This is a genomic window from Pseudomonas sp. MWU12-2319 (assembly GCF_023242525.1).
GTDB lineage: Bacteria > Pseudomonadota > Gammaproteobacteria > Pseudomonadales > Pseudomonadaceae > Aquipseudomonas > Aquipseudomonas gingeri_D.
In genome coordinates this window covers 1-25,273 of record NZ_JALJES010000018.1, presented here as the reverse complement: position 1 = coordinate 25,273, position 25,273 = coordinate 1, and the positions used below count along the sequence as shown (strand labels likewise).

At 63.3% G+C, this 25,273-nt stretch carries 15 protein-coding genes; 2 read left to right on the top strand and 13 right to left on the bottom strand.

The window, feature by feature from the left end; genetic code table 11:
- Positions 1 to 30: 30 nt before the first annotated feature.
- The gene (treS, locus tag M5C01_RS25520) at positions 31 to 3,366 is read left to right on the top strand and encodes a maltose alpha-D-glucosyltransferase (protein ID WP_152741370.1); all 3,336 of its coding nucleotides are present in this window, start codon (positions 31 to 33) and stop codon (positions 3,364 to 3,366) included.
- Positions 3,366 to 5,594 carry a 1,4-alpha-glucan branching protein GlgB gene (gene glgB, locus M5C01_RS25515; RefSeq protein WP_152741369.1) on the top strand — a complete coding sequence of 743 codons (2,229 nt, stop codon included), beginning with the start codon at positions 3,366 to 3,368 and terminating at the stop codon, positions 5,592 to 5,594. Before treS ends, glgB begins: the two co-directional genes overlap by 1 nt.
- A 3-nt stretch (positions 5,595 to 5,597) precedes the next feature.
- On the opposite strand, the gene M5C01_RS25510 is transcribed toward glgB, so the two are convergent.
- From M5C01_RS25510 to M5C01_RS25450, 13 genes are all read right to left on the bottom strand, one after another.
- Positions 5,598 to 6,641: an autotransporter outer membrane beta-barrel domain-containing protein gene (locus M5C01_RS25510; RefSeq protein WP_152741368.1), complete on the bottom strand. Its 1,044-nt coding sequence runs from the start codon at positions 6,639 to 6,641 to the stop codon at positions 5,598 to 5,600.
- 307 nt (positions 6,642 to 6,948) lie between these two features.
- Entirely contained in the window at positions 6,949 to 7,701 is a 753-nt protein-coding gene (locus tag M5C01_RS25505; RefSeq protein WP_103495078.1) for a PIG-L family deacetylase, read from the bottom strand.
- 140 nt (positions 7,702 to 7,841) lie between these two features.
- Positions 7,842 to 10,001 carry a glycogen debranching protein GlgX gene (gene glgX, locus M5C01_RS25500; protein WP_152741367.1) on the bottom strand — a complete coding sequence of 720 codons (2,160 nt, stop codon included), beginning with the start codon at positions 9,999 to 10,001 and terminating at the stop codon, positions 7,842 to 7,844.
- 190 nt (positions 10,002 to 10,191) lie between these two features.
- Complete coding sequence (locus tag M5C01_RS25495) at positions 10,192 to 10,473, bottom strand: DUF2934 domain-containing protein (protein ID WP_152741366.1); 282 nt, start codon at positions 10,471 to 10,473, stop codon at positions 10,192 to 10,194.
- 16 nt (positions 10,474 to 10,489) lie between these two features.
- The gene (locus M5C01_RS25490) at positions 10,490 to 13,231 is read right to left on the bottom strand and encodes a malto-oligosyltrehalose synthase (RefSeq protein ID WP_152741365.1); all 2,742 of its coding nucleotides are present in this window, start codon (positions 13,229 to 13,231) and stop codon (positions 10,490 to 10,492) included.
- Positions 13,228 to 15,309: a 4-alpha-glucanotransferase gene (malQ, locus tag M5C01_RS25485; RefSeq protein WP_152741364.1), complete on the bottom strand. Its 2,082-nt coding sequence runs from the start codon at positions 15,307 to 15,309 to the stop codon at positions 13,228 to 13,230. Before malQ ends, M5C01_RS25490 begins: the two co-directional genes overlap by 4 nt.
- Positions 15,306 to 17,114: a malto-oligosyltrehalose trehalohydrolase gene (treZ, locus tag M5C01_RS25480; protein ID WP_152741363.1), complete on the bottom strand. Its 1,809-nt coding sequence runs from the start codon at positions 17,112 to 17,114 to the stop codon at positions 15,306 to 15,308. Before treZ ends, malQ begins: the two co-directional genes overlap by 4 nt.
- Positions 17,115 to 17,128: 14 nt before the next feature.
- Positions 17,129 to 18,694, bottom strand: a complete 1,566-nt coding sequence (glgA, locus tag M5C01_RS25475) for a glycogen synthase GlgA (RefSeq protein WP_152741362.1) — start codon at positions 18,692 to 18,694, stop codon at positions 17,129 to 17,131.
- Between the two features lie 326 nt (positions 18,695 to 19,020).
- On the bottom strand, positions 19,021 to 19,836 hold the full coding sequence (locus tag M5C01_RS25470; RefSeq protein ID WP_218227414.1) for a hypothetical protein: 816 nt from the start codon (positions 19,834 to 19,836) through the stop codon (positions 19,021 to 19,023).
- 114 nt (positions 19,837 to 19,950) lie between these two features.
- Positions 19,951 to 20,904: a D-2-hydroxyacid dehydrogenase family protein gene (locus M5C01_RS25465; protein WP_152741361.1), complete on the bottom strand. Its 954-nt coding sequence runs from the start codon at positions 20,902 to 20,904 to the stop codon at positions 19,951 to 19,953.
- Between the two features lie 14 nt (positions 20,905 to 20,918).
- Entirely contained in the window at positions 20,919 to 21,938 is a 1,020-nt protein-coding gene (locus tag M5C01_RS25460) for an alpha/beta hydrolase (RefSeq protein WP_152741360.1), read from the bottom strand.
- Positions 21,939 to 22,137: 199 nt separating this feature from the next.
- Positions 22,138 to 22,602, bottom strand: a complete 465-nt coding sequence (locus M5C01_RS25455) for an SRPBCC family protein (RefSeq protein WP_152741359.1) — start codon at positions 22,600 to 22,602, stop codon at positions 22,138 to 22,140.
- Positions 22,603 to 22,740: 138 nt separating this feature from the next.
- Positions 22,741 to 24,735: a methyl-accepting chemotaxis protein gene (locus tag M5C01_RS25450; protein WP_152741358.1), complete on the bottom strand. Its 1,995-nt coding sequence runs from the start codon at positions 24,733 to 24,735 to the stop codon at positions 22,741 to 22,743.
- Between the last annotated feature and the right edge of the window lie 538 nt (positions 24,736 to 25,273).

Genomic DNA, 25,273 nt, shown 5'->3' with positions numbered 1-25,273 from the left:
GCGGTCCGACTGATTCGACAGGAGTTACCCATGGCGAAGAAAACCCGCCCAGCCAGCTTTATCGACGACCCGCTCTGGTACAAGGACGCGGTGATCTACCAGGTACACGTCAAATCTTTCTTCGACTCGAACAACGATGGCATCGGCGACTTTCCCGGCCTGATCGCCAAGCTCGACTACATCGCCGACCTCGGCGTGAACACCATCTGGCTGCTGCCGTTCTACCCCTCGCCACGCCGCGACGACGGCTACGACATCGCCGAATACCGTGGTGTGCACAGCGACTACGGGACGATGGCCGATGCCAAGCGCTTTATCGCCGAAGCCCACAAGCGCGGCCTGCGGGTCATCGCCGAACTGGTGATCAACCACACCTCCGACCAGCACGCCTGGTTCCAGCGCGCGCGCCTGGCCAAGCCCGGTTCCAGCGCCCGCAACTTCTACGTCTGGTCCGACACCGACGACAAATACACCGACACCCGGATCATCTTCCTCGACACCGAGAAGTCCAACTGGACCTGGGATCCGGTGGCCGGCCAGTACTTCTGGCACCGCTTCTATTCCCACCAGCCGGACCTGAACTTCGACCATCCGCCGGTGCTGCAAGCGGTGCTGGCAGTGATGCGCTACTGGCTCGACCTGGGCATCGACGGTCTGCGCCTGGACGCCATTCCCTACCTGATCGAGCGTGACGGCACCCACAACGAGAACCTGCCCGAGACCCACCAGGTGCTCAAGAAGATCCGTGCCGAAATCGATGCGCATTATCCCGATCGCATGCTGCTGGCCGAAGCCAACCAGTGGCCGGAAGACACCCAGCTGTACTTCGGTGACAAAAGAGGCGACGACGGCGACGAATGCCATATGGCCTTCCATTTTCCGCTGATGCCACGCATGTACATGGCGTTGGCCCAGGAGGATCGCTTCCCGATCACCGATATCTTGCGCCAGACCCCGGAAATCCCCGCCAATTGCCAGTGGGCGATCTTCTTGCGCAACCACGATGAGCTGACCCTGGAAATGGTCACCGACCGTGAGCGCGACTATCTCTGGAACTACTACGCCGCCGACCGCCGGGCGCGGATCAACCTCGGTATCCGCCGACGCCTGGCACCGCTGATGGAGCGCGACCGCCGCCGCATCGAACTGCTCAACAGCCTGCTGCTGTCGATGCCGGGCACGCCGACCCTGTACTACGGCGATGAAATCGGCATGGGCGACAATATCTACCTGGGCGACCGCGATGGCGTGCGCACGCCGATGCAATGGTCCATCGACCGCAACGGCGGTTTCTCCCGCGCCGACCCGGCCAGCCTGGTGCTGCCGCCGATCATGGACCCGCTCTACGGCTATCAGACGGTGAACGTCGAGACCCAGGCAGGCGACCCTCATTCGTTGTTGAACTGGACCCGTCGCTTGCTGGCGGTGCGCAAGCAACAGAAAGCCTTCGGCCGCGGCAGCCTGAAAATGCTCTCGCCGAACAACCGTCGCATCCTCGCCTATACCCGCGAATACACCGGGCCTGACGGCAAGACCGAGATCATTCTCTGTGTCGCCAACGTGTCCCGCACCGCCCAGGCGGCAGAGCTGGAGCTGTCCGCGTTCGCCGGCCGGGTGCCGGTGGAGATGCTCGGCGGCAATGCGTTCCCGCCCATCGGCCAGCTCAATTTCCTGCTGACCCTGCCACCCTATGGTTTCTACTGGTTCCTGCTCGCCACGGAAACGCAAATGCCCAGCTGGCACGTGGAGCCGGTGCAGAGCCTGCCGGACTTCACCACCCTGGTGCTGAAACACCGCATGGAAGAACTGCTGGAAAGCCCTTCGCGCAAGGCCCTGGAGCAGACGATCCTGCCGGAATGGCTGCCCAAGCGGCGCTGGTTCGCCGGCAAGGATACGGCGCTCGAACAGGTGCGCCTGGTCTATGGCGTGCGTTTCGGTGACCCGCAGCACCCCGTGCTGCTCGCTGAAGTCGAAGTCACGGCGGATGGCCAGAGCAGTCGTTACCAGTTGCCGTTCGGGTTTCTGGCCGAGGACCAGACCAGTGCCGCATTACCGCAACAGTTGGCCATGGCCCGGGTCCGCCGGGGGCGGCAAGTGGGCCTGATCACTGATGCATTCAATCTTGAGCCTTTTATCCGCGCGGTCATCGAAGGCATGCGCGGCGACACGGTATTGGTCGGCAGCGATGGCGAGCTGCACTTCCAGGCCGAACCCGAACTCAAGGCCCTGGAGCTGTCCGCCGACATGGCGGTGCGTTACCTGTCGTCCGAGCAGTCCAACAGTTCGGTGGTGGTGGCCGAGCGGATCATGCTCAAGCTGATCCGCAAGGTCAGTGCCGGTGTGCACCCGGAACTGGAAATGAGCGCCTACCTTACCGCTGCCGGTTTCCAGCATATTTCGCCGTTGCTGGGGTCGGTGGTGCGTCGTGATGCCAAGGGCGAAGACAGCCTGCTGATGATTGCCCAAGGGATGCTCAACAACCAGGGCGATGCCTGGAGCTGGACCCAGAATAATCTGGAGCGGGCGATCCGCGATGAATTGGCCGACGCCGTTTCGGACCATGAGCAACATTTCAACGCCCTCGGTGAACTGGCGGATTTCGCCGGCTTGCTCGGCCAGCGCCTGGGCGAGATGCACCTGGTGCTCGCGGCGCCCACCGTCGACCCGGCCTTCAGTGCCCAGGCGAGTACGGCCAAGGATGCGCAGCATTGGAGCAAGACGATCTGCAGTCAGATGGAGCATGCCTTGCGTTTGCTCAAGCAGCACCAGCACGGGTTGCCGGAGAATGAGCGGGCGCTGGTGGGCCGTCTGCTGGAGCAGAAAAAAGCCGTTCTTGACTATATTCAGAAATTGGCCGGCCAGGTGGTGGGCGGTCTGCGCCTGCGGGTCCATGGCGACCTGCATCTGGGCCAGGTGCTGGTGGTACAGGGCGATGCCTACCTGATCGACTTCGAAGGGGAGCCGGCCCGTTCGTTGCAGGAGCGTCGCGGCAAACACAGCCCTTACAAAGATGTCAGTGGTGTGTTGCGTTCGTTCGACTACGCTGCGGCCATGGCCTACAACAGCGCCACGGTCCTTGAATCGTCGGGGGCTGTCGGGCCGGCCAGTCGACGCGTCACCCAGCGTTATCTGATAGACGCCCGCAAGGCCTTTATCCAGGCATATCGGCGGGCGACGGCTAATCTTGTTCAGGCATGGCAGGATCCGGCCGGCGAAGAAGCGGCCCTGACCCTGTTCAGCCTGGAGAAGGCCGCGTATGAAATTGTCTATGAGGCGGAAAACCGCCCTGCCTGGCTCAGCGTGCCGTTGCATGGTTTGAGCGGGTTGTTGAGTGAAGTGAAAACCTTGTCCGGTGGAGAGCAGTGATGAGTTTGAGCAAGGAACAAGGTAAACCGGTGAACCGTGCATTGCCCGCGAAGAAGGATATCGAGGCCCTGGTACGGGCCGAACACCAGGACCCGTTTGCCATCCTCGGCCCCCATGACGACGATGTCGGAGGGCAGTATATCCGCGCCTTCCTGCCCGGTGCCCTGGGCGTCCAGGCCTTGGCCCGCGACAGCGAAGAGGTCCTGGGCAGTCTCGACAGCACCGAGGTGCCGGGCTTGTTTGTCGGTCACTTCGCCCAGCGCCAGCCCTATCTGTTGCGCATCCAGTGGGCAGCGGGGGAGCAGATCTGCGAGGACCCCTACAGCTTCGGACCGTTGCTCGGGGAGATGGACCTCTACCTGTTCGCCGAAGGCAACCACCGTGACCTGAGCAGCTGTCTCGGCGCCCAGGTGACCCGGGTCGACGGCGTCGATGGCGTGCGTTTCGCGGTCTGGGCGCCGAATGCCCGGCGGGTTTCGGTGGTCGGCGACTTCAATATCTGGGATGGGCGTCGGCATCCGATGCGCCTGCGCCACCCCAGCGGCGTCTGGGAAATCTTTGTGCCGCGCCTGCATCCGGGCGAGGCCTACAAGTACGAGATTCTTGGCAAGGACGCGATCCTGCCGCTCAAGGCCGACCCCGTGGCCCTGGCCACCCAGCTACCGCCGGACACCGCTTCGCGCGTCGCTTCGCCCTTGCGCATCGACTGGCAGGACCAGGCCTGGATGGAATCGCGCGGCGCCCGGCATCGACATGACGCACCGCTGTCGATCTATGAGCTGCATGCCGGCTCCTGGCAGTGCGAGATCGACGAAGTCGGCGAAGTGTCCCGCCAGTACAGCTGGGGCGAGCTGGCCGAGCGGCTGATTCCCTATGTCCTGCAACTGGGCTTCACCCATATCGAACTGATGCCGATCATGGAGCATCCGTTCGGCGGCTCCTGGGGTTATCAGCCGCTATCGCAGTTCGCGCCGAGTGCGCGTTATGGCAGCCCGGACGATTTCGCCGCCTTTGTCGATGCCTGCCACCGGGCTGAAATCGGCGTGATCCTCGACTGGGTACCGGCGCATTTTCCTACCGATACCCACGGCCTGGCGCAGTTCGACGGCACCGCCTTGTATGAGTACGGCAACCCGCTGGAAGGTTTTCACCAGGACTGGGACACCCTGATCTACAACCTCGGGCGCACCGAGGTCCACGGCTTTATGCTGGCTTCGGCGCTGCACTGGCTCAAGCATTTCCATGTCGACGGCCTGCGGGTGGATGCGGTGGCGTCGATGCTCTACCGCGACTATTCGCGCAAGGCCGGCGAGTGGGTACCGAACCGTCACGGTGGCCGGGAAAACCTCGAGGCCATCGAGTTCGTGCGTCATCTCAATGATGTGGTGGCCCTGGAAGCCCCCGGCGCCCTGGTGATCGCCGAGGAGTCCACGGCCTGGCCGGGGGTGAGCCAGGGCACCCAGCAGGGCGGGCTCGGGTTCGCTTACAAATGGAACATGGGCTGGATGCACGATTCGCTGCACTACATCCAGCAGGACCCGGTGTACCGCGCCCACCATCACAACGAACTGAGCTTCGGCCTGGTGTATGCCTGGTCCGAGCGTTTTATCCTGCCGATTTCCCATGACGAGGTGGTGCACGGCAAGCATTCGCTGATCGACAAGATGCCCGGCGATCGCTGGCAGAAGTTCGCCAACCTGCGGGCCTACCTGAGTTTCATGTGGGGGCATCCGGGCAAGAAGCTGCTGTTCATGGGCTGCGAGTTCGGTCAGTGGCGCGAGTGGAATCACGATCAGCAGCTGGACTGGTATCTGCTGCAGTATTCCGAGCACCTCGGGGTGCAGAAGCTGGTGAGCGACCTGAACCGCCTGTACCGCGAGGAGCCGGCGCTGTATGACCAGGACGATGTGCCCCAGGGCTTCCAGTGGTTGATTGGCGACGATGCGACCAACAGCGTCTATGCCTGGCTGCGCTGGAGTCGGGAAGGGCGGCCGTTGCTGGTGGTCGCCAACTTCACCCCGGTGCCGCGCGAGGCCTATCGGGTCGGCGTGCCCTTTGCCGGGCAGTGGAAGGAAGTGATCAACAGCGATGCGGCGATGTATGCCGGCTCCAACTATGGCAATGGCGGCGGGGCCTTCACCGAAGACCACGCCAGCCATGGCCAGGCCGTGTCGCTGGTGCTGAACCTGCCGCCACTGGCGGTGCTGATGTTGCGGCCGGAGGGCTAGCGCCTACCAGCGCATTCGCACCCCGACGTTGCCGATGATGCCGTTCAAACCGGTGTCATCGGAGGTGCCGCTGTAGTCCGCGCTGACATACAGGCTGACCGTCGGCGACACCTTGGCCACCAGGCCCAGTCCCAGTTCCACGGTGGAGCTGTTGCGACTCATGGCGATCTTGTCGACCGGCTCCAGGCTCACCGGGCTGCCGCTGCCGAACGTATGCCAGAAGTTGGTGCGCAGGTAGGGTTCCAGCGGCAGGCCGTTCACTTCATAGCTGCCATTGAGACGGGCGCCGATCCGACCGCTCCAGAGCGAAGGGTCGGAGGTAGTCGCCTGTCCGAGCATGTCCACGCTACCTTGCTGGTTGACCACCTGGGCCTGGGGTTCGATGATCCAGTGCTGGCCCAGTCCGATCGGGAACCCTCCCTCCAGCGAAAACGTCATTTGCCGCGATGCCTGGCCTTGCAAGGTGCCCTGGTCGGAGCGGGTATAAACCGTGGTCTGATTGTTCATGGCCGTCAGGTTGACGTGCCAGCCCTGTTGTCCGGTCAGGCTCCAGAAGGCCCCGAGATTGTTCCCTTGGGGGCTCAAGCCATCCATGCGCGGATCACGAGGTGCCGTGACAAAAGCGTCAACCCGATCCAGTGGGCCGCTGTTCCCGGTAAAGACCCCGGCCGTCAGTGTCTGGCCGTCGCTGTGATTGCTGTAGAGGCCGGGAACAATCAGCAGGTCGCCAAAAGCGCCGGAAAACAGTGGATCGAGGTTACCTATCTCACCCTGGCCCAGGGTACGGTCGAGGAAGTGAACCGTCGGATCGGGATCACCGATGTTCGGGACGATGCCGGCGAACCGCCAACCCGGTAATGGGCCGCTGTTGCTCAGTATGGGTAATTGGCCCAGTGGCAAGGGCGAGGGGGTGTCGCCCTGGTATGAAGGTTGGAAGTCCTCTTCGAAAGGCGCCGCTTGCAGCTCCAGGGCGGAGCACAGCAAAAGGGCGGTCGAAACCGTATAAACCGTCATCCTCGGGTTGGGGTGGGCCATGAACGTTTTCATCGGGTGTTCCTTGCTGTCGCATAAATACCTGCATTAGCGTCTCTCCTGCCCCCGAACGAGGGACGGCCGAAATCATCGAGGCAAACCCTCGGCGACCCGCTTTGGCGGGGGGCCGAAGGCTTGCCCCTTGGGTTTTAAAACCGGGGGTAGTCACTTGTAGCTAAGGAGAGGTGCAGGTCGACGTCAAGAAAGTAGCGAATAAATAGATTGGTTTGATCAGGTTTTTCAAGTCATTGATCAATCGGCTATTTAGTCTATTCAGGCTGGATCTGAGCAAGCCCCGGAAGAGGCGCTTTTCCCGTGTTTTTCAGATAAACACTATCTCGAACGGTTGCCGTGCCCGTTCGAGCAGGGCCGGTACCAGGACCGGTGGCAGCCCCAGTTCCGGATCGCCTTGCAGGTGGCTGTGGTAGGCGTGCGCGGCATGCAGCTTGCGGGCGATGCCCCAGGTGTCGAGGCGAATCTTGCGCGCCCGATGCCAGGGGAGCAGGCCTTCGTCGCGCAAGGGCCGGAACCAGGCATGCACGGGTATCTCCAACAGTGTGGCGCCGCTGGCGGCGCAGGCCTGGGCGGCGGCCCGGCCAACGCTGTCATGATCGGCAATACCGTCTTCACGCCAGGTGGTCAGCACCACATCGCCCGAGCGCAGGTAGCGCCGCAGGAATTGACTCAGCGGCTGTTCCTGTTGCTCCAGTGCGCCATGGCGAAAGCCGCCGCGAATCCATTTCAGCCGGTGCAGTTCCAGGCCCAGGCGGCGCAGGGCTTCGGCACTTTCCTGGGGACAGACCACGCTCAGGCGGCTCGAAGGCCACAGGGTGGAGCCAGGGTAGAGGGCGCTGCCGTCGGTAATCGAGATCAACAGCAGCGGATGTTCGAGGGTGGCGAGCAGTTGCAGCAGGCCGCCGCAACAATGCACTTCGTCACCGGGATGAGGGGCGATCACGACCACCCGGGCGCCGGGTCGGATCAGGCGGTGCAGGCCAATGGTCGGGACACGGGCCAACTGCCGCGAATTCCAGATCAGCGGTGCAACTTCGTTGCGTGCAGCTTGGATTCTCATGATATTTATCACTTCCTTGTGTGGACTTGCACGCATCCTCCATCAGCCCTGATGCGTTCGGTGTCGCCTGGCGACCCGGTAATGCGTGGGTGAGTATCGCCGATACAGACCGGAATGCGACTTTTATTGCTGAAAAAACGTCAGTTTTCTTCGTCACGTTGTAACTCGAACATCACCAGCGAACGCCCGGTGAGGGTGTATTCGCTGTTGAAGGCGAAACGCTCCTGACCCTTGACCTGCGGGTCGTTGGTGTCGATTACGCACGTCCAGTCCAGACCTTGCGGCACTTCCGGCAGGCGGAAATTGACGCCGTCGTGGTGGGCATTGACGGCAATCAGCAAGGTCGCATCGGCGCCGGTACGGGAAACGCCGGAAACCTGGGCGCGGCCGTCGAGCAATATGCCCAGGCTGCGGCCGTTGCCGTCGTGCCAGTGCTCGGTGGTCATTTCCTGGCCGTCCGGAGTCAGCCAGGTGACGTCCTTGATCCCCAGTTGTTCGTTGTAGTCGCCGACCAGGAAGCGTCCGCGGCGCAGGATGGGATAGGCCAGGCGCAGCTTGACCAGGCGCTTGACGAACTTGAGCAGCGATTTGCCGTCGTCGTCCAGGGTCCAGTTGACCCAGCCGATTTCGCTGTCCTGGCAATAGGCGTTGTTGTTGCCGTGCTGGGTGCGGGCGAACTCGTCGCCGGCGACGATCATCGGCGTGCCCTGGGCCAGCAGCAGGGTGGCGAAGAAGTTGCGCATCTGCCGCAGGCGCAAGGCATTGATCGCCGGATCATCGGTGGGCCCTTCGACGCCGTGGTTCCAGGACAGGTTGTTGCTGGTGCCGTCCTGGTTGTTTTCGTCGTTGGCTTCGTTGTGCTTGTCGTTGTACGACACCAGGTCGTGCAAGGTGAAGCCGTCATGGGCGGTGACGAAGTTGATCGAGGTGTAGGGGCGTCGACCGCGCTGGTCGAACAGGTCGCCGGAGGCAGTCATGCGTTTGGCGAAGTCGGCGAGCTGGCCGTCGTCGCCTTTCCAGAATGCGCGCACGGTGTCGCGGAAACGGTCGTTCCACTCGGCCCAGCCCGGCGGGAAGCCGCCGACCTGATAGCCGCCGGGGCCGCAGTCCCAGGGTTCGGCAATAAGCTTGAGCTGGCTCAGCACCGGGTCCTGGCGACAGGCGACGAGGAAACTGTGGCGTTCGTTGAAACCATCGTGATAGCGCCCGAGGATGGTTGCCAGGTCGAAGCGGAAACCGTCCACGTGCATTTCCGTGGCCCAGTAGCGCAGCGAGTCGGTGACCATCTGCAACACGCAGGGATGGCTCAGGTCCAGGGTGTTGCCGGTACCCGAGTCGTTGATGTAGAAGCGCTTGTCGTCCGGCATCAGGCGGTAGTAGGAGGCGTTGTCGATGCCGCGCATGGACAGGGTCGGACCTTGCTCGTTGCCTTCGGCGGTGTGGTTGTAGACCACGTCGAGGATCACTTCCAGGCCGGCTTCGTGCAGGTGCGCGACCATTTCCTTGAATTCGGCGATCTTGCCGCTGGCCAGGTAGCGCGGGTCGGGGGCGAAGAAGGCGATGCTGTTGTAGCCCCAGTAGTTGGTCATGCCTTTTTGCAGCAGGTGCTGGTCGTTGACGAAGGCGTGGATCGGCAGCAGCTCCACCGAGGACACCCCGAGCTTTCGGATATGCTCCAGCACCTCGTCGACCATCAGCCCGGCGAAGGTGCCGCGCACCGCCTCCGGCACCGCCGGGTGGCGCATGCTGATGCCGCGCACATGGGTTTCATAGAGCAGGGTGCGTTCCCAGGGCACATTGACCCGCTGGTCGTGGCCCCAGGTGTGGGCCGGGTCGATGACCTTGCTCTTGGGCACGAAGGGCGCGCTGTCGCGTTCGTCGAAGCTGAGGTCGGCGTCGGGGTGGCCGATGGTATAGCCGAACAGTGCCTCGGACCATTTCAACTGGCCGACCAACTGCTTGGCATAAGGGTCGATCAGCAGTTTGTTGGGGTTGAAGCGGTGGCCGTTCTGCGGGTCGTAGGGGCCGTATACCCGGTAGCCGTAGATCAGTCCGGGATGGGCGTCGGGCAGGTAGCCGTGGAAGATTTCGTCGGTGTACTCGGGCAGTTCGATGCGTTCCAGTTCGACTTCACCACTGTCGTCGAACAGACACAGTTCGACCTTGGTGGCGTTGGCGGAAAACAGTGCGAAGTTGACCCCCAGGCCATCCCAGGTGGCGCCCAGCGGGAAGGGCAGGCCCTCGCGGATTCGCGAGGGTTGGGCTTCGGGCGTGGGGTCGGGCTTTTTCGGCTTGGTCATGGGCGCTCCTGCGGGTGTGTTCGGTGGGGCGGTGTACGGATCGAAGGGGCATGCTGGCAATACGATCCAGCAAACACCACGTACCTGTAGGAGCAGGGCTTGCCCGCGAAGAGGCCCTTGAGATCGCTAAAAGCTTCGCGGGCAAGCCCTGTTCCTACAGGTTTTTGGTGTCTTCAATACCGTACACGGCTCAACTGGCTGAGGGCTTGCGCGGTGCTCGCGGTTTCTTTTCGGCGGCGGGTTTGGCGTCGGTCGCGGGCTTGGGCGCTGCTTTCGGGGCCGCCGCCGGCTTGCTGGCGACTTTGGGCTTGGCGGTGGGTTTGGCCGCTGTCGGTTTTTTCGGCGCCAGTGCCTCGGCTTCCGCCAGCTTGCGCGCCATCTCCCAATGCCGGGCCTCCTGACCCTCGGGGCGGCCCTCCGATTCCCAGATCTGATAAGCAAACTCACGGATGCGTTTTTCGTCGGTACTCATCGCCATGCTCCTGAACTCAAGTTTGGGTAAAGAGATTGACCGGGAAATCTCCGAGTGCCTCACCGACCATCAGCTCGTTATGGGGTGTGACTGCGCACATCGAAAAAAGTCCCTTTAATTTGCAGCCCGGTGCGGCGAACGGCAGTTTGACCCGCGTATCGCCCCAAACCGGTGCCGGTACCCACGGCAGTTGATCGCTGGCCAGCAGTCCGGCCGCCAGCCTGGGTACGATCACAATGGCCCGCTGCGTCGGTGTACTGCGCATAAAGGCCACTAGGTATTCGGCCTGCTCGCCGATCACGTCCAACGGCTGGTAATCGCCGCGACTGAAGACCCTCCCGTGTTCGGCCCGAACCGCCAGCGTACGGGCGATCAAGGCCTGTTTGAGCCGACCGCTGCGCCAGTCCGTCAACAGCGCCTTGGGCGATGTCGAGTGTTGCAGCGCCTGTTGCCGGGCGGTGAAATCCACCGGCCGGCGATTGTCCGGGTCCACCAGGCTGAAGTCCCAGAACTCGTTGCCCTGGTACAGGTCCGGCACACCCGGTACGGTCATGCGCAGCAAACACTGGGCCAGACTGTTGAGCGCGCCGGCCGGCGCGATTTTTTCCAGCGTGGCGACCAGGGCCCGGCGCAGCGGCAGGCCGACGGGGCGGGTCAGCAGCGCTTCGAGAAAGTCGCGGCAGGCCTGCTCGTAGGCTTCGTTCGGTGCGCTCCAGCTGCTGTGCAGCTTGGCTTCGCGCAGCGCCTTGTTCTGCCATTGCCAGAGACGTTCGGCGTAATCGTGCAGGCCGGCCGAATCGTCGCTCGACAAGGTCAGCGGCCAACTGCCCAGCAATGCCTGATAGAGGATCAGCTCGTCCGCCGCCGACGGGGCCTGGGGATCGCTACGCAGCACTTGGGCCAACTCGCGATAGCCTTGCACCTGTTCAACGTACCACGGGCCGACTTCACTGAGCACCGCCAGGCGCGCGCGGCTGTCTTCACCGCGCTTGTGGTCATGGGTGGCGCTGGTCAACAGGTTGTCCGGGAAGTGTTTCAGGCGCGTTCGGTTGGCCGTGTGAAAGTCTTCCACGGGCGCGCTGAAGCGTTCGGTGGAGAAACCCACGTCGTTGCGCGAGAGCAACACCGCCGAGCGATAGAACGCGGTGTCTTCCACGGCCTTGGCCGCCGTCGGCGAGGTCAGTTGCTGGAAGCGTACGCAGGCATGCTTGAGCAATTTGCGCTGACGGCCCGGTGGGCGCTGGCGCCAGGGTTGTCCGCCGAGCCACTGTTGCAGGTAGTCGAGCACCGGCCAGTCGGCCTCGCCGAGGGTGGTGCGGGCTCCGGCCAGGGCTTGCTGGAAAAACACCTCGTCCTCGGCCGGGCGACCCTGGGCATTGATATAGGTGCGGTACACCGGGTAGTGCACGATCAGTGCCTGCAAGGCCCGGCGAATCGCGCCGAGGGTCAGGTCGCGGCTCATCAGGTCGTCCCGGGCCACTTGCAGCAGGGCCTGGGCCACGCTTTCGAAATCCCCGGCCAGAGAGCCTGCGAGGATCTGCTGACGGGCCAGCTTGGCCTCCTCGGCAAACTCGCCGGGGCGTTCGCTGAGGCGACTCCAGAGTTCGGGCAAGCGTTGTTCGCCACGGCTATCGTGTTGCAGCAGCGACAACTGGTCCATGAATTCGTAACCGGTGGTGCCGTCCACCTGCCAGTCGCGGTGCAGGCTTTCGCCCTGGCCGAGGATTTTCTCCACATAGATTGGCAGGTGTTCCCCGGGGACCAGACGGTCGACCCGTCGGCGCAGTTTGCGGCAATAGCCACGTGGGTCGGCGAGCCCGTCGATATGGTCGATGCGCAGGCCGTCCACCAGGCCGTCCTCGATCAGCTGGAAGATTTTCTGGTGGGTGGCCTCGAACACCGCCGGGCGCTCGACCCGCAGGCCGCCCAGTTCGTTGACATCGAAGAAGCGCCGCCAATTGATATCGTCGGCGGCGGTGCGCCAACTGGCGAGGCGATAGTGCTGGCGCTCCAGCAGCCGGTGCAGGCGCTGGAAACCTTCGGGTTGGCGTGAATCATAGCGGGCGAGGTTCTGCTCGATGGCGTCATGCAGGTCGCGGCGTTGCGCCAGTTCGGCGCGCAGGAGCTGCGCCTGGGCATAGGCGTCGGGCAGGTTGTTCAGGGCCTTGAAGTGCCCGGCCAGGGTTTCCAGTTCGGGCAGGTTGGCCAGTATCTGCGCGTAGTCCCGGGGACAGATGGGAAAACGATGCTGGTAATGCTCGATATGAAAACCGCCATGCTCGGCATCGAAGCACAGGGGGATGCTGCCTTCCTGCAAGGCCACGCCGTAGTCGCTGCCGAGGAACGGCATGAGCAATTGCCCTTCGAGCAACGGATCGGGCGAGTGCCACTGGATATCGAAGAACTCGCTGTAGGGGCTCAGCCGGCCCCATTCCAGCAGGTCCAGCCACCAGGGATTGTCCGCGCCACCGACGGCCATATGGTTGGAGACAATATCGAGGATCAGGCCCATATCGTGCTGGCGCAGGGCGTGTACCAGGCGCCGCAACGCTGCTTCGCCACCCAACTGTGGGTTGACCCGGGTCGGGTCGACCACGTCGTAGCCGTGCAGGGAGTCGTCGCGCGCGGTGAGCAGCGGCGAGGCATAGACATGGCTGATGCCCAGTCGGGCGAAGTAGGGCACCAGCGCTACGGCGGCATCCAGGCTGAAGCCTTTGTGAAACTGCAGACGTACCGTTGCACGCAAGGCTGGCTTCATCGATCACGCTCGGCGGCCTGGAGACGGGCGCAGGCCAGCAGTTCGAGACGTCGGGCAGCATCCACATCATCGAGCAACTGGCCGCTGTCGCCCGGCAGGCGCCGACGCCAGTTGGGGTGGCTGTCGAGGGTGCCGGGCAGGTTGGCCTGTTCCTCGACACCCAGGGCGTCCTCCAGCGGCAGCAGCACCAGGGGCGCGCGGGTATGACCGAGGAAACGCACGCTGGCGTCGAGGACCTGGTCGGTCTCGTGGGATTCGTCGCGGAAATTCTGTGGGTCGTTGCTCAAGGCGCGACGCAACCCCTCGCGTTCGCGTGCGCGGGTTTCGCGCCAGTGATCGGCGGTGGCATCATCGATCAGCCCGAGCTGGATATTCCAGTCGATATCCCGGGCATGCCACCAGCCGTTGAGGGTCGGCAGGTCGTGGGTGCTGGTGATGGCCAGGGCGTCGTCCGGCCAGTCGAGTATGGGGCGGAAACGATGGTCGTAGTCCTGCTCGAACAGCAGCACGCGCATGCCGAGGATTGCCCGGGCACCGAGTTTTTCCCGCAGGCCCTCGGGCACCGTGCCGAGGTCTTCGCCAAGCACCACCGCCTGGTGGCGCGCGGACTCCAGGGTCAGCAGGCGCAGCAGGTCGTCCACCGGGTAATACAGGTAGGCACCGTCGCTCGGTGGTGAACCGAGGGGGATCACCCAGAGCCGTTGCAGGCCCATCACATGGTCGATGCGCAGGCCGCCGGCATGGGCGAAGTTGGCCCGCAGCATTTCGATAAAGGCACGGAAACCATGGCGCTTCAAGCCCTCCGGGGCGAAAGCCGAGATGCCCCAGCTTTGCCCGGCGCGGTTGAGGATATCCGGCGGTGCGCCGACGGTGAGTTCGGCGAGTAGTTCGTCCTGCCGGCTCCAGGCCTGGCTGCCACCGCCGTCGGCACCGACGGCAAGGTCGGCGATCAGGCCGATGCCCATGCCGCTGTCCCGGGCGGCGTTTTGCGCGCGCTCAAGGTTGCGAGCGATCAGCCATTGGCTGAAGGCGTAGAAGCCGATCTCCTCGGCCTGCTCCTCGGCGAAGGTGGCGAGGGCCGGGTTGTCGGGATGGTGCCAGGCCGTGGGCCAGTGTCGCCAGTCGGTGCTTTCGCCGCGGGCGGTGCAGGCCGCTTGCAGGGCTTCGAAGCGACAGTGATTTTCCAGGGCCTCGCCGCCGGCCTGGCGAAAGTGCGCGAAGTCCGTGGCGAGCGGGTGGGGGCCGAGGCGAAAGTCGTCGTATAGCGCGCGTAACAGGCGTTGCTTGGCGCGGGCAGCACGGGGCCAGTCGATCAGCGGCAGCGCTTCCAGTTGCCGCAGTTCATCGGCCAGTCCCGTGGTGTCGATGGCCTGGCGCAGGGCCTGTTCGCCAAGAATCGCTTCCGGCGCCGCATAAAGGCTGTTGAGAAACAGCCGGCTGGACGGCGAATAGGGGCTGTAGCGTTGCGGGTCGCAGCTGAACATGGCGTGCATCGGGCTGATTGCCAGGGCGTCGGCGCCGCGTTCGCCGGCGGCGCGGACCAGGCTCTCCAGGGCCAGGGTGTCGCCGAAACCGCCGTCGCCGACGCGTTGCAGGGCATACAGCTGGACCGTCAGGCCCCAGGCGCGGGGTGTCGCGCTATCGGTGGCCGCCGCCACGCTGTGGCATTGGGCCGGGGCCACGGCGAGGGTGAAGTGCTGGCCGGCGATATGCACCGTCTGGTAGCCCACCGGGATCTTGCCCGGCAGCACCGCGTCCTGGTCCAGGTGCAAGTGCAGGACCGTGCCGTTTTCCAGATGTACTTCGCAAGCGGTGTCGGCGGCGAAATAGTGGGCCAGGTCCAGGCTCTTGCCGACGTCCACGGTCAGCAGCGGCGGCAGGTATTTGTGTTGCTGGACGAGTTGCAGTTCCAGCAGGCTGTTCTCGATGGCCTGTTCCGTGTCGGCGGGATGGCCAAGCCCAGCCAGGACCTTGCGCAAGACCTCGGGCCGGACTTTCTGTGGTCGGCCATTGGCGTCGATCCAATCGACGGCCAGGCCGGCCCGGCTGGCGAGTATTTCCAGTTGCGCGTCGTTCATGGGTGCTCTCCGGTGGGTGACTGCAGGACGTCCCCGGGGGTCAGGGTAACCAGCGCGCAGTAGGGGGCCAGATGACCTTCATCCAATTGGCGACTGGCGCCGGCGGTGCTTTCGAACACTAAACGGGCTTGGCTGGGTGGGTGATGGCCGACGGACTCGGCACTGAGGTTGAGGTCGATGCGCAGCAGGCTGCCGTCACCCATCCGCCAGCGCGCGCTGAGGGCGCCGTCGGCCAGGACATCGCTGCCCAGGGCATGGGCACCGGGGAGCCGGGGGATGATTTCGCGGTGGCGCAGCTCCAGTAGCTGGCGGTAGAGGTGTACGGTGGCCTGGCGGTTGAAGTCGTCGCTGGCGTCGTTCAGGTCGGGGCGCGAGTCGTTGAAGCTGACGGCGGCGTTCGGGTCGGGAATATGCGCCCGGCGCGCGGGGTCGGCAAAGGCCGGGAAATCGGCGAACTCCGCGCGACGGCCTTCGCGCACCGCGTCGGCCAGTTCACCGTGGTGATCGGTAAAAAACAGGAAGGGTTCACGGGCAGCGGTTTCCTCACCCATGAACAGCAACGGGATCATCGGCGACAACAGCAGCAGCACCGTGGCCGCCCGCAGGGCCGGGGCCGGGCAGAGCTGGTTGAGCCGCTCGCCCAGGGCCCGGTTGCCGATCTGGTCGTGGTTCTGCAGGAACAGCACGAAGGCACTGGGTGGCAGGTGCGCGCTGGGTTCGCCACGACTATGGCCGTGGCGGTCGGGATGGCCCTGGAAGACGAAGCCCTGGCTCAGGCAGCGGGCCAGCTTGGTGGTGGTTTCCCGGGCGTAGTCGGCGTAATAGGCGTCGGTCTCGCCGGTCAGCAGGACGTGCAGGGCGTTATGGCCATCATCGTTCCACTGGGCGTCAAAGGATTCCTCCAGCAGGCTGGCCTGGTTGCGTTCGTTTTCCAGGGTCAGCCACACGTGTCGTGTCGGGTCCACCTGGCGGCGAACCGCCTGTGCCAGTTCGTGGAGCAGGGTGCTGTCGTTGATGGCGTGTACGGCATCCAGGCGCAAGCCGTCGAAACGGTACTCCAGCAGCCACATCAAGGCGTTGTCGATAAAAAAATCGCGGACTTCGCGGCGGCGAAAATCGATCGCCGCGCCCCAGGGGGTCTGCTGGTCGTCGCGAAAGAAGTCCTTGGCGTATTGGCCGAGGTAATTGCCGTCCGGCCCGAAGTGGTTGTAGACCACGTCCAGCAGCACCATCAGGCCGTGCCCGTGGGCCGTGTCGATCAGGTGCTTGAGGTCTTCGGGCGAACCATAGGCGGCATGCGGCGCATAGGGCAGCACGCCGTCGTAGCCCCAGTTGCGCTCGCCGGGGAACTGACCCAGGGGCATCAGTTCAATGGCGGTCACCCCCAGTTCGGCCAGGCGTGCCAGTTGGTTTTCGACCTGGCGATAGCCGCCGAGGACGCCGACGTGCAGCTCGTAGATCACCGCCTCGTGCCAGGGCCGCCCCTGCCAGTCCTTGTGCTGCCAGTGGTAGGCCAGGGAATCGACCACCTGGCTCGGCCCGTGCACATCGCCGACCTGGCGCCGCGAGGCCGGGTCGGGCACCCGCCGCTCACCGTCGATATGGAAGTGGTATTGGCTGCCGGCCGGGCAGCGGGCCTCGAGGACAAACCAGCCGTCGTGCTGCGGCAGCATGGCCAGTGAGCGGCCATCGTCCAGTTCGACGCTGACGTAGTAAGCGTCCGGTGCCCACAGCGCGAAGCGGGTGTGCTCGGCGTCCAACAGGGTCGCACCATGAGGCCAGGTTTCCAGAGTCCGTAACGGCATCTATGAAGACCTCCTCAGTGCTGGCCCGACCTGCTCCGGGACTTGCTCACCAGGTTCTGGTACAGCTCGGCGTAGGGTTCCACCGCCTTGCACCAGTTGAACGGCGCGGCCATGGCCCGGCAGCGCATGGCGTTGAGCAATGGCGGATAGGAGAACACCTTGAACGCCCGGCGCAGCGCCTGGGCATAGCTTTCCACGGTGGACTCGTCGAACAGGAAGCCGGTGACACCGTTCTCGATGGTGTCGGCCAGCCCGCCGGTGTTACGCGCCACCGGCAGCGAGCCGAAGCGCTGGGCGTACATCTGGCTCAGGCCACAGGGTTCATAACGCGAGGGCATCAGCAGGAAATCGCTGCCGGCGAACATGCGTCGGGCATCGGTTTCGTTGAAGCCGATGCGTACCCCGATCCGGCCTGGAAAACGCAGGGCCAGTTGGCGCATGGCCTGTTCTTCTTCCGGTTCGCCACGGCCGATGATTGCGATCTGGCCGCCTTCGGCGACGATCATTTCGCTGACCGCTTCGGTCAGGTCCAGGCCTTTCTGGTAGACCAGCCGCGAGACCACGGCAAACAGTGGCCCGGTCGACGGGTCAAGGCCGAACAGGTTGCGCACATGGGCGGCGTTGACCGCCTTGCCTTCCCAGTCGCCCGGACTGAAGGGGTGGACCAGATGGCTGTCGGTGGCGGCATCCCAGCTTTCGTCGATGCCGTTGGGAATGCCGCTGAGCAGGCCCTGGTGGGTCTTGCTGGCCAGGAAACCGTCCAGGCCACAGCCGAATTGCGGCGTGGTGATTTCCTGGGCGTAGGTGGCGCTCACCGTGGTGATATGGCTGGAGTAGGCCATGCCGGCCTTGAGGAACGACAGCTTGCCGTAGAACTCCATGCCTTCCTGTTGCAGGGCATGGGGCGGGATCCCCAGTTCCGGGCAGCAGGCGAGGCTGACCACGCCCTGATAGGCGAGGTTGTGAATGGTGAACAGGGTCGGGGTACGCTGGCCGCGCCAGTGCATATAGGCCGGGGCCAGGCCGGCGGGCCAGTCGTGGGCATGGACCAGGTCCGGGGTCCAGTGGATCTGTGCCAGGTTGGCGGCGATATCGGCGGCGGCCAGGCCTAGGCGGGCGAAGCGGATATGGTTGTCCGGCCAGTCGCGCCCGTTATTGGCGCCATAGGGCGTGCCTTCCCGCTCAAACAGCTCGGGGCAGATCAGCACGTAGATCACCAGGCCGTCGGGCAGGTCCATGCGGCCGATCTTGCACGGCGGCAGCGCGGCGTGGCCCCCCAGTTCGCCGATGATATGAATCGGGTTATCGCTGTTCATCACCTGCGGATAACCGGGGATCAGTACCCGCACATCGTGCAGGTGATGCATGGCCCGCGGCAGGGCGGCGGACACGTCGCCCAGGCCGCCGGTCTTGACCAGGTCGGCGAACTCGGAGGTGACGAACAGCACCTTTTTCTTGTTGGGATTGACAGCGGGGGCCGTCAACACAGGCTTTCCTCCCGCCAAGGGGGCTGACACGGGGACCGCTTCGCTGGCCTGATTCAAATGCTCTCCCTGAGTTTCCAACGCAGCGCTGATCATGTGTCTCTCCCGTCTTATTTGATCTGGTTCTTCCTTTCTTTCATACAGCGTGCCCAAACCGCTTCCTTTGGTCGGACACACCGGTTCCGGGCGACTGGGCAAAGAATGCTCGTCGCACGGAGGCAAGAAAGAGTGGGGAAGCCTCTGTCCGTAATACACCCGGAATAGAGGCCCTACCTTTAACCTGACCGACCGCAGCATCAGAAGTTTCGACTTTTTTGCGACGAAATGACTGAGCGGTCAGCAGGCCCAAAAATCAGTGTAGGAGAGATGTCGCCAGTTGGCTGGGTCTTGTTGAGATCAGCGGGATCAAAAACAGCCGGGGGCTAAACGATGATGGTTCTTCCCGGGAAAGTCTCCCATGAGAGTTCGCACCGGGGCAGTGCAGGTTTTAACTCCAGGCGTTCCGCTATGGTGCGCTGATGGCTCGCCAAGAGTTTATGACAAGCCCAGATGTAGAGCCCGCCGATCTTCAGACGGGTCACTTGATCGAGGAATGCGTTCAGATTGTGATCGGTCAGTCCTCGGGTGCTCAGGGCCAGGATCACTTGGTCGGCGCTCGCGCCATGGGCGAGGGTGCGTTCCAGGGAACGCCCCACATAACGTTCGATCTCGGTGTCGGTCCACATCCGACTGGCATAGCAATGGTGCACGAGTTGGTCGCAGTACCGTGATTGAATCATCTGCCGCAGCTTGTCGTTGAGTTCCTTGCCGACGCAACTGCTGGGCGTGTTGTAGCTATCGCCCGGGATAAACCCGAAGTGGGTCTGCTTGCCGTGTTTCTTGAGGACTCTCATGGTTTCGATGACGTTGGGAATGTTCATCTGGCAGTCATCTTTGAAGTCGACGCCGTCCCAGCCATTGTCGAGGGTTGCCTTGACGATGGTGTCGATCTCGTCCTGGGCCGGTTTGGCCTTCGGCGAGCACAGGTCGCCACCGTAGGTCCAGAGCACCTGGCCGCTGTAGTCGGTCGGGCGCGGAGCTTTTGACGTCGTGGGGCTCCAGCCGGGTGCACTGCTGGTGCCGGTGGTCAGGCCGTCGAGGTTGGTGACCATGCCGTACATCATCCGGGTGAAATAGGGCATGGGGTCGCGGCTGAGGGTCTGGCTCCAGCCGCCGATTATGAAAGTGGGTCGGGTCATGGATGTTCTCCTGGCCGTGCCGTCGAAGGTGACGGCACTTCAGGAGTGAGTAAACGAAGTCGCGTGGCCGGCGTGGAGGTACTTATCTATTGCGCCACCTAGGCCAGTGCGTGATTAACTTAGCAGGCGGATTGGCTGTCCGGCGGCCCAGGCCTGGATGTCCTCGATCATCTGGCTGTAGAACAGTCGGTAGTTGTTCTGGCTGACATAGCCGACATGGGGCGTAGCCAGGACATTGTCCAGGGTGCGGAACGGATGGTCGGCGGGCAAAGGTTCCTGTTCGAAGACGTCCAGGGCGGCACCGGCCAGCCGGCCGTGCTCAAGGGCCGCGATCAGTGCCTGTTCGTCGACGATCGGCCCGCGCGCGGTGTTGATCAGGTAGGCCGACGGTTTCATCCAGCCCAGGGCCTCGGCGTCCACCAGGCCACGGGAACGCTCGCTCAGCACCAGGTGCACGGAGAGCAGGTCGGCCTGCTTGAACAGCTCGGCCTTGCTGACGTACTCCACGCCGGATTCGGCGGCGCGTTCGGCGGTGAGATTCTCGCTCCAGGCGATGACCCGCATGCCGAAGGCCTTGCCGTAACCGGCAATCCGCTGGCCGATGCTGCCCAGGCCGAGAATGCCCAGGGTCTTGCCATACAGGTCGCCGCCCAGGCCTTGCTGCCAGTGCCCGGCGCGCAAGGAGTTGGCCTCCTTGAGCAGGTTGCGGTTGGCGGCCATGATCAGGGCCCAGGTCAGCTCCGGAGCGGCCTGCTTGTAGCTGTCGGTGCCGCAGACCTGGATGCCCAGGGCGTTGGCGGCCTTGATATCGAGGGCGGCGTTGCGCATGCCGCCGGTCACCAGCAGCTTCAGGCGCGGCAGTTGGCGCAGCAGGGCCTCGTTGAACGGGCTGCGTTCGCGCATCACGCAGATCACCTCGAAACCGCCCAGGCGCTCGGCCATGGTCGCGGTATCGGCCGGGTAGTCGTGGAGAAAGCTGACCTGGCCCACGGCGCTCAAGGCACTCCAGTCCACCGCCTCGGCGGCCACGCCTTGCCAGTCATCGATTACCGCGATCTGTAGGGTCATTCACTCTTTCCTCATTATTGTTGGCTGGCCAGCCACTCGAGCAGGGCCTTGTGGAAACGCGCCGGTTCTTCCATCTGCGGGGCGTGACCCAGGCCCGGGAATTCCACCAGGGTCGAGCGCGGGATCAGTTTCGCCACCTGTTTGCCGAGTACGTCGTAGTGCCCGATCCGGGCCTTGACCTCGGGTGGTGCGATATCGCTGCCGATGGCCGTGGTGTCGGCGGTGCCGATCAGCAACAGGGTGGGCATCTTCAGGTCCTTGAACTCGTAGTAGACCGGCTGGGTGAAGATCATGTCGTAGATCAGCGCCGAGTTCCAGGCGACCGCGACGTGACCGGGGCCTTTGTTCAGGCCGGCGAGCATATCGACCCAGCGGTCGAACTCGGGTTTCCAGTGCCCGGTGTAGTAGGTGTTGCGTTCGTAATTGCGGATGCCCTCGGCGTTGAGCTTCAGCTCGCGTTCGTTCCATTGGTCGACGCTGCGATAGGGTACGCCGAGGGCTTTCCAGTCTTCCAGGCCGATGGGGTTGACCAGCGCCAGGCGTTCGACCTGCTGCGGGTAGAGCAGGGCATAGCGAGTAGCGAGCATGCCGCCGGTGGAGTGACCCAGGATCAGGGTTTTCTCGATACCGAGTTTTTCCAGCAGGGCATGGGTGTTATTGGCCAGCTGCTGGAAGCTGTACTGGTAGCTGTCAGGTTTGCTGGAGGTGCAGAAACCGATCTGGTCCGGGGCGATCACCCGGTAGCCGGCGGCACTCAGGGCCTTGATCGACGAGTCCCAGGTGGCCCCGCAGAAGTTCTTGCCGTGCATCAGAACGATGTTCTGGCCATTGGCTTTGCCGCTGGGCGGGACATCCATGTAGCCCATCTGCAGGGACTTGCCTTGGGATTGGAAGGCGAAATGCTGAACCGGGTAAGGGTATTCGAAACCTTGCAGTTCCGGGCCATAGGCCGGGCCTTCGGCGGCATGGGACAGGACAGGCAGGGACGCGGCCAGGAACAGGCCGCCGAGCATGAGCGCGCGGGCATTGGACATACAGGATCTCCATAAGAATCGGACCGATGCTGGTGATCGGCGATTAACCCTGGATTAACGTATTTACCGAAAACCACCGCAGAATCTGTAGGGGCCCGGCTTGCCGGCGATGGCATCGGTGGATGCAGTGCAAGACTTGGGGGCCTCATCGCTGGCAAGCCAGCTCCCACAAAATCGCTGTGCACAGGGTTGTGAGGTGTCAGGCGGTGGAACGCCGCGGGGTTTCCAGCAAGTGTTTGAGGTTGCCCATCGCCCGGGTCGAGAGCTCGACCATGCGCGCATGCAAACCGCTCAGGTTCAGTTCGGTGATGTATTGCAGGGTACGGGTGAACTGCGTGCCATAACCGTCACGGTGCAGGCTGTAATAAATGCAGCCATCGACCACCGGGGAGGTGAAAGCCATCTTGAACTCAACCGGAGCATCGGCGATGACCACCCGATAGTTCATCTCGATGCGCAGACCCAGCAGGTCGATGATTTCGGTGAAGCGATGATCCTTGGGCAAGGGGCCATGAATGCTGTTATCGGCGCTGACGGAGGTGGGGTGCCATTCATGCCAGTGATCGGGCTGGGTCACGTAGGCGTAGACCGTCTCGATATCGGCTTCTATATGGATTTCGTTGCTGAGCGTCTTGGCATAAGGCTGGAAAGAAGGTTGTCCCATGGCTCTGCTCCGACTGCGTTCCTTGTTAAAGGGCGGAAACAATGATGAGCATAGGTGATACAAAATATTTCGTAATGTACGAAATCAGTACAAGACCGGCGGTCGTGCCCGCCAGAGGCAGGCACGACCGGCAGGGGTTTACTTGACCTTGAAACGGCCCATCAACGCGCTGACACGGTTGTTGGCGTCCAGCAGGCTGCGGGTGTTGTCATCGGTGGCATGGCCGCTCTGGACCAGTTCTTCGACCATATGACGGATCTGCACCATGCTGCGGTTGATCTCTTCGGTCACCGAACTCTGCTGTTCGGCGGCCGTGGCGATCTGGGTGCTGAGGCTGTTGATATGGCTGACGGAGCCGGCCATCTCATCGAGCCCGGCGTTGACCCGCGCCGTGGCGTCGGCCGCGGACTGACAGCTGGCCTGGGTATTTTCCATGGCCGCTACCGACGAACTGACGCCCTGGGTCAGGCGGGTCAGCATCTCGTTGATTTCCGAGGTGCTGGCCTGGGTCCGGGCGGCAAGGGCGCGAACCTCGTCGGCCACCACCGCGAAACCGCGACCCTGCTCGCCGGCGCGGGCGGCTTCGATGGCGGCGTTCAGGGCCAGCAGGTTGGTCTGCCCGGCAATGGCGCCGATCACCCCGAGAATCTCGGTGATGCGCTGGGCGTCCTGCTGCATGCTCTCGACCTTGTGGGTGGCGCTGGACACTTCGTCGATCAGCGCGACCACGCTGCTGGAAGCCTCGCCTACCACCACCCGCGAACGGTCGGCGTGTTCGTTGGCGCGCTGGGTGAAGGCCGCGGTTTCGGCGGCATTCTCGGCCACGGTGTCGGCGGTGGCGCTCATCTCGGTGATGGCGGTGACCGTCTGCTCGGTTTCCGAGGCGTGACGGGTGAGGATCTGGTTGGTATGGGCCGAGGTCTGTTGCAGCTTGTCCAGGCTGGAGGCCATGTCGCCGGTGGCCTGGGTGACTTCGCCGATCATGTTCTGCAGGTAGACGATAAAGCGGTTCACCGAGTGACCGATGGCCCCCAGCTCATCCTCGGCGCGGATGGTGATGCGTCGGGTCAGGTCGGCATCGCCGGCGGACAATGCGTCGATATTGGTCTTGAGCGCGCGCATCCGGTTGATCAACTGGCGGATGGCATACACCTGCAACAGTACCAGCAGCACGATCATCGGGATCTGCAGCAGGGCCAGGGTATTGAGCACGTCATCGCGCTGGGCGGTGATCAACTGGGTCGGCAGGGCGGTGGCGAGGAACCAGGGGGTGCCTTCGATGGGGCGCATGAAGAAGGTGCTGGCCACGCCGTCGTTGTTGAATTCCACGCGCAGGGACGCGGCGTCACGGTTCTGCAGGGCAGTCTTGACCTGCGCGGCGAAGGCCGAGCTGCCGGCCAGGTCGCTGATGTTCTTGAGCACCACCGGGCTGTTGATATGGGTGCTGTTGCTGATGATCTTGCCGTCGGCTTCGACGATCAGCATTTCACCGCCGATGTCTTTTTCCTTGCGCGCCACCAGGTCGTTGAAAAAGCCCAGGGTCACGTCGATGGTCGAGACGCCGTAGGGCACGCCGTCGCGCTGGATGGCCATGGCGCAGTTGGTGCGTGGCTCCTGGCTGGCGTCATCCTTGTAGGCGGCCGCCCAGGCGCATTGGCCGCGCGGGGTGGCCATGCCGCCCTTGTACCAGGGCTGCTCGTAATAGTTGGGCGCTTCGGCGCTGTTCCAGAAGGTATTGACCTTCAACTGGCCGTTGGCATCGCGGTGCCAGAAGGTGCTGTGCTTGTTCCGCCCCGGTGTGCGCTGGCCGGGCAGGGGCCAGATGCCGCCGCCGAAGACCTTCAGCTCGCCGTACTGATCCACCAGGCCAGGCAGGACCTTGTCGATGGTGTCGCTGTCGAGCAGGGGAATGGTCTGGGTGATGCTGCGCTGCTGGGCCTGGACCTTGTTCAACTCGTTCTTGATCTGCTCGGCCACTTCGGCCACGCGGTTGAGTACGACCTGTTCCTCGGTCTTGCGCAACGTGGGCGCGACCAACTGGCTGATCCCGACCACGGTCAGGACGAACAGCAGCAGGACGAACAGGATCAGAAACAGCGTGTAGCGGGCTTGGATCGTGCGGAACATAGGCATAGGACCTGTCCTTGCAAAGCGGCTTTTATTATTCGGTCACCTGATCGAGTCAGGGCTTCGTTCGGTTATCGGCTTGGGTTGAGCGAGCTTTAGGTACGATCGTACAAGAAGGCGCTAAAAATTCCGGTGTAACGGATGGAGGGGGACATTCCCCCTTCAGAAGCTATGTATCTACATTGAAATAAATTGGTACATTTCATTGACGCCATTAAATGGCCACTCTATGATTTCGCCCCGTTGATGGCATAAGGCTATCCAAAAGGATTTGCGATATGGAGGCAGGCACGGCGCCGTTTCTCCATCAAGACCATCGACCTGCAAGGTGCTGACTCGCATTTGCGAGCGCCTGCTCAAGCCCCGTATCGATCCATGCCCTGACCTGGTGCTGCTTAATGAGCGGTGCGCTCGGGCGTGAGGTGCCGAACTTTTTTAACTCAATTCGCCGAAGTACGGTACGGACTGAGGCCAGCGGTAAATAAGGGGGCACGATTCAAGCTTGGTTTGGTCGTGTACAAAGGCGCGCTGAAAGGCGCGAACT

Excerpts from the sequence above, each read along its gene's own strand:
- malQ (WP_152741364.1), bottom strand. The coding sequence starts at position 15,309 with ATGAACGACGCGCAACTGGAAATACTCGCCAGCCGGGCCGGCCTGGCC.
- treS (WP_152741370.1), top strand. The coding sequence starts at position 31 with ATGGCGAAGAAAACCCGCCCAGCCAGCTTTATCGACGACCCGCTCTGG.
- M5C01_RS25455 (WP_152741359.1), bottom strand. The coding sequence starts at position 22,602 with ATGGGACAACCTTCTTTCCAGCCTTATGCCAAGACGCTCAGCAACGAA.
- M5C01_RS25510 (WP_152741368.1), bottom strand. The coding sequence starts at position 6,641 with ATGAAAACGTTCATGGCCCACCCCAACCCGAGGATGACGGTTTATACG.
- M5C01_RS25490 (WP_152741365.1), bottom strand. The coding sequence starts at position 13,231 with ATGAAGCCAGCCTTGCGTGCAACGGTACGTCTGCAGTTTCACAAAGGC.
- M5C01_RS25470 (WP_218227414.1), bottom strand. The coding sequence starts at position 19,836 with ATGACCCGACCCACTTTCATAATCGGCGGCTGGAGCCAGACCCTCAGC.
- glgX (WP_152741367.1), bottom strand. The coding sequence starts at position 10,001 with ATGACCAAGCCGAAAAAGCCCGACCCCACGCCCGAAGCCCAACCCTCG.
- M5C01_RS25460 (WP_152741360.1), bottom strand. The coding sequence starts at position 21,938 with ATGTCCAATGCCCGCGCGCTCATGCTCGGCGGCCTGTTCCTGGCCGCG.
- M5C01_RS25450 (WP_152741358.1), bottom strand. The coding sequence starts at position 24,735 with ATGCCTATGTTCCGCACGATCCAAGCCCGCTACACGCTGTTTCTGATC.
- M5C01_RS25465 (WP_152741361.1), bottom strand. The coding sequence starts at position 20,904 with ATGACCCTACAGATCGCGGTAATCGATGACTGGCAAGGCGTGGCCGCC.
- glgB (WP_152741369.1), top strand. The coding sequence starts at position 3,366 with ATGAGTTTGAGCAAGGAACAAGGTAAACCGGTGAACCGTGCATTGCCC.
- glgA (WP_152741362.1), bottom strand. The coding sequence starts at position 18,694 with ATGATCAGCGCTGCGTTGGAAACTCAGGGAGAGCATTTGAATCAGGCC.
- M5C01_RS25495 (WP_152741366.1), bottom strand. The coding sequence starts at position 10,473 with ATGAGTACCGACGAAAAACGCATCCGTGAGTTTGCTTATCAGATCTGG.
- treZ (WP_152741363.1), bottom strand. The coding sequence starts at position 17,114 with ATGCCGTTACGGACTCTGGAAACCTGGCCTCATGGTGCGACCCTGTTG.
- M5C01_RS25505 (WP_103495078.1), bottom strand. The coding sequence starts at position 7,701 with ATGAGAATCCAAGCTGCACGCAACGAAGTTGCACCGCTGATCTGGAAT.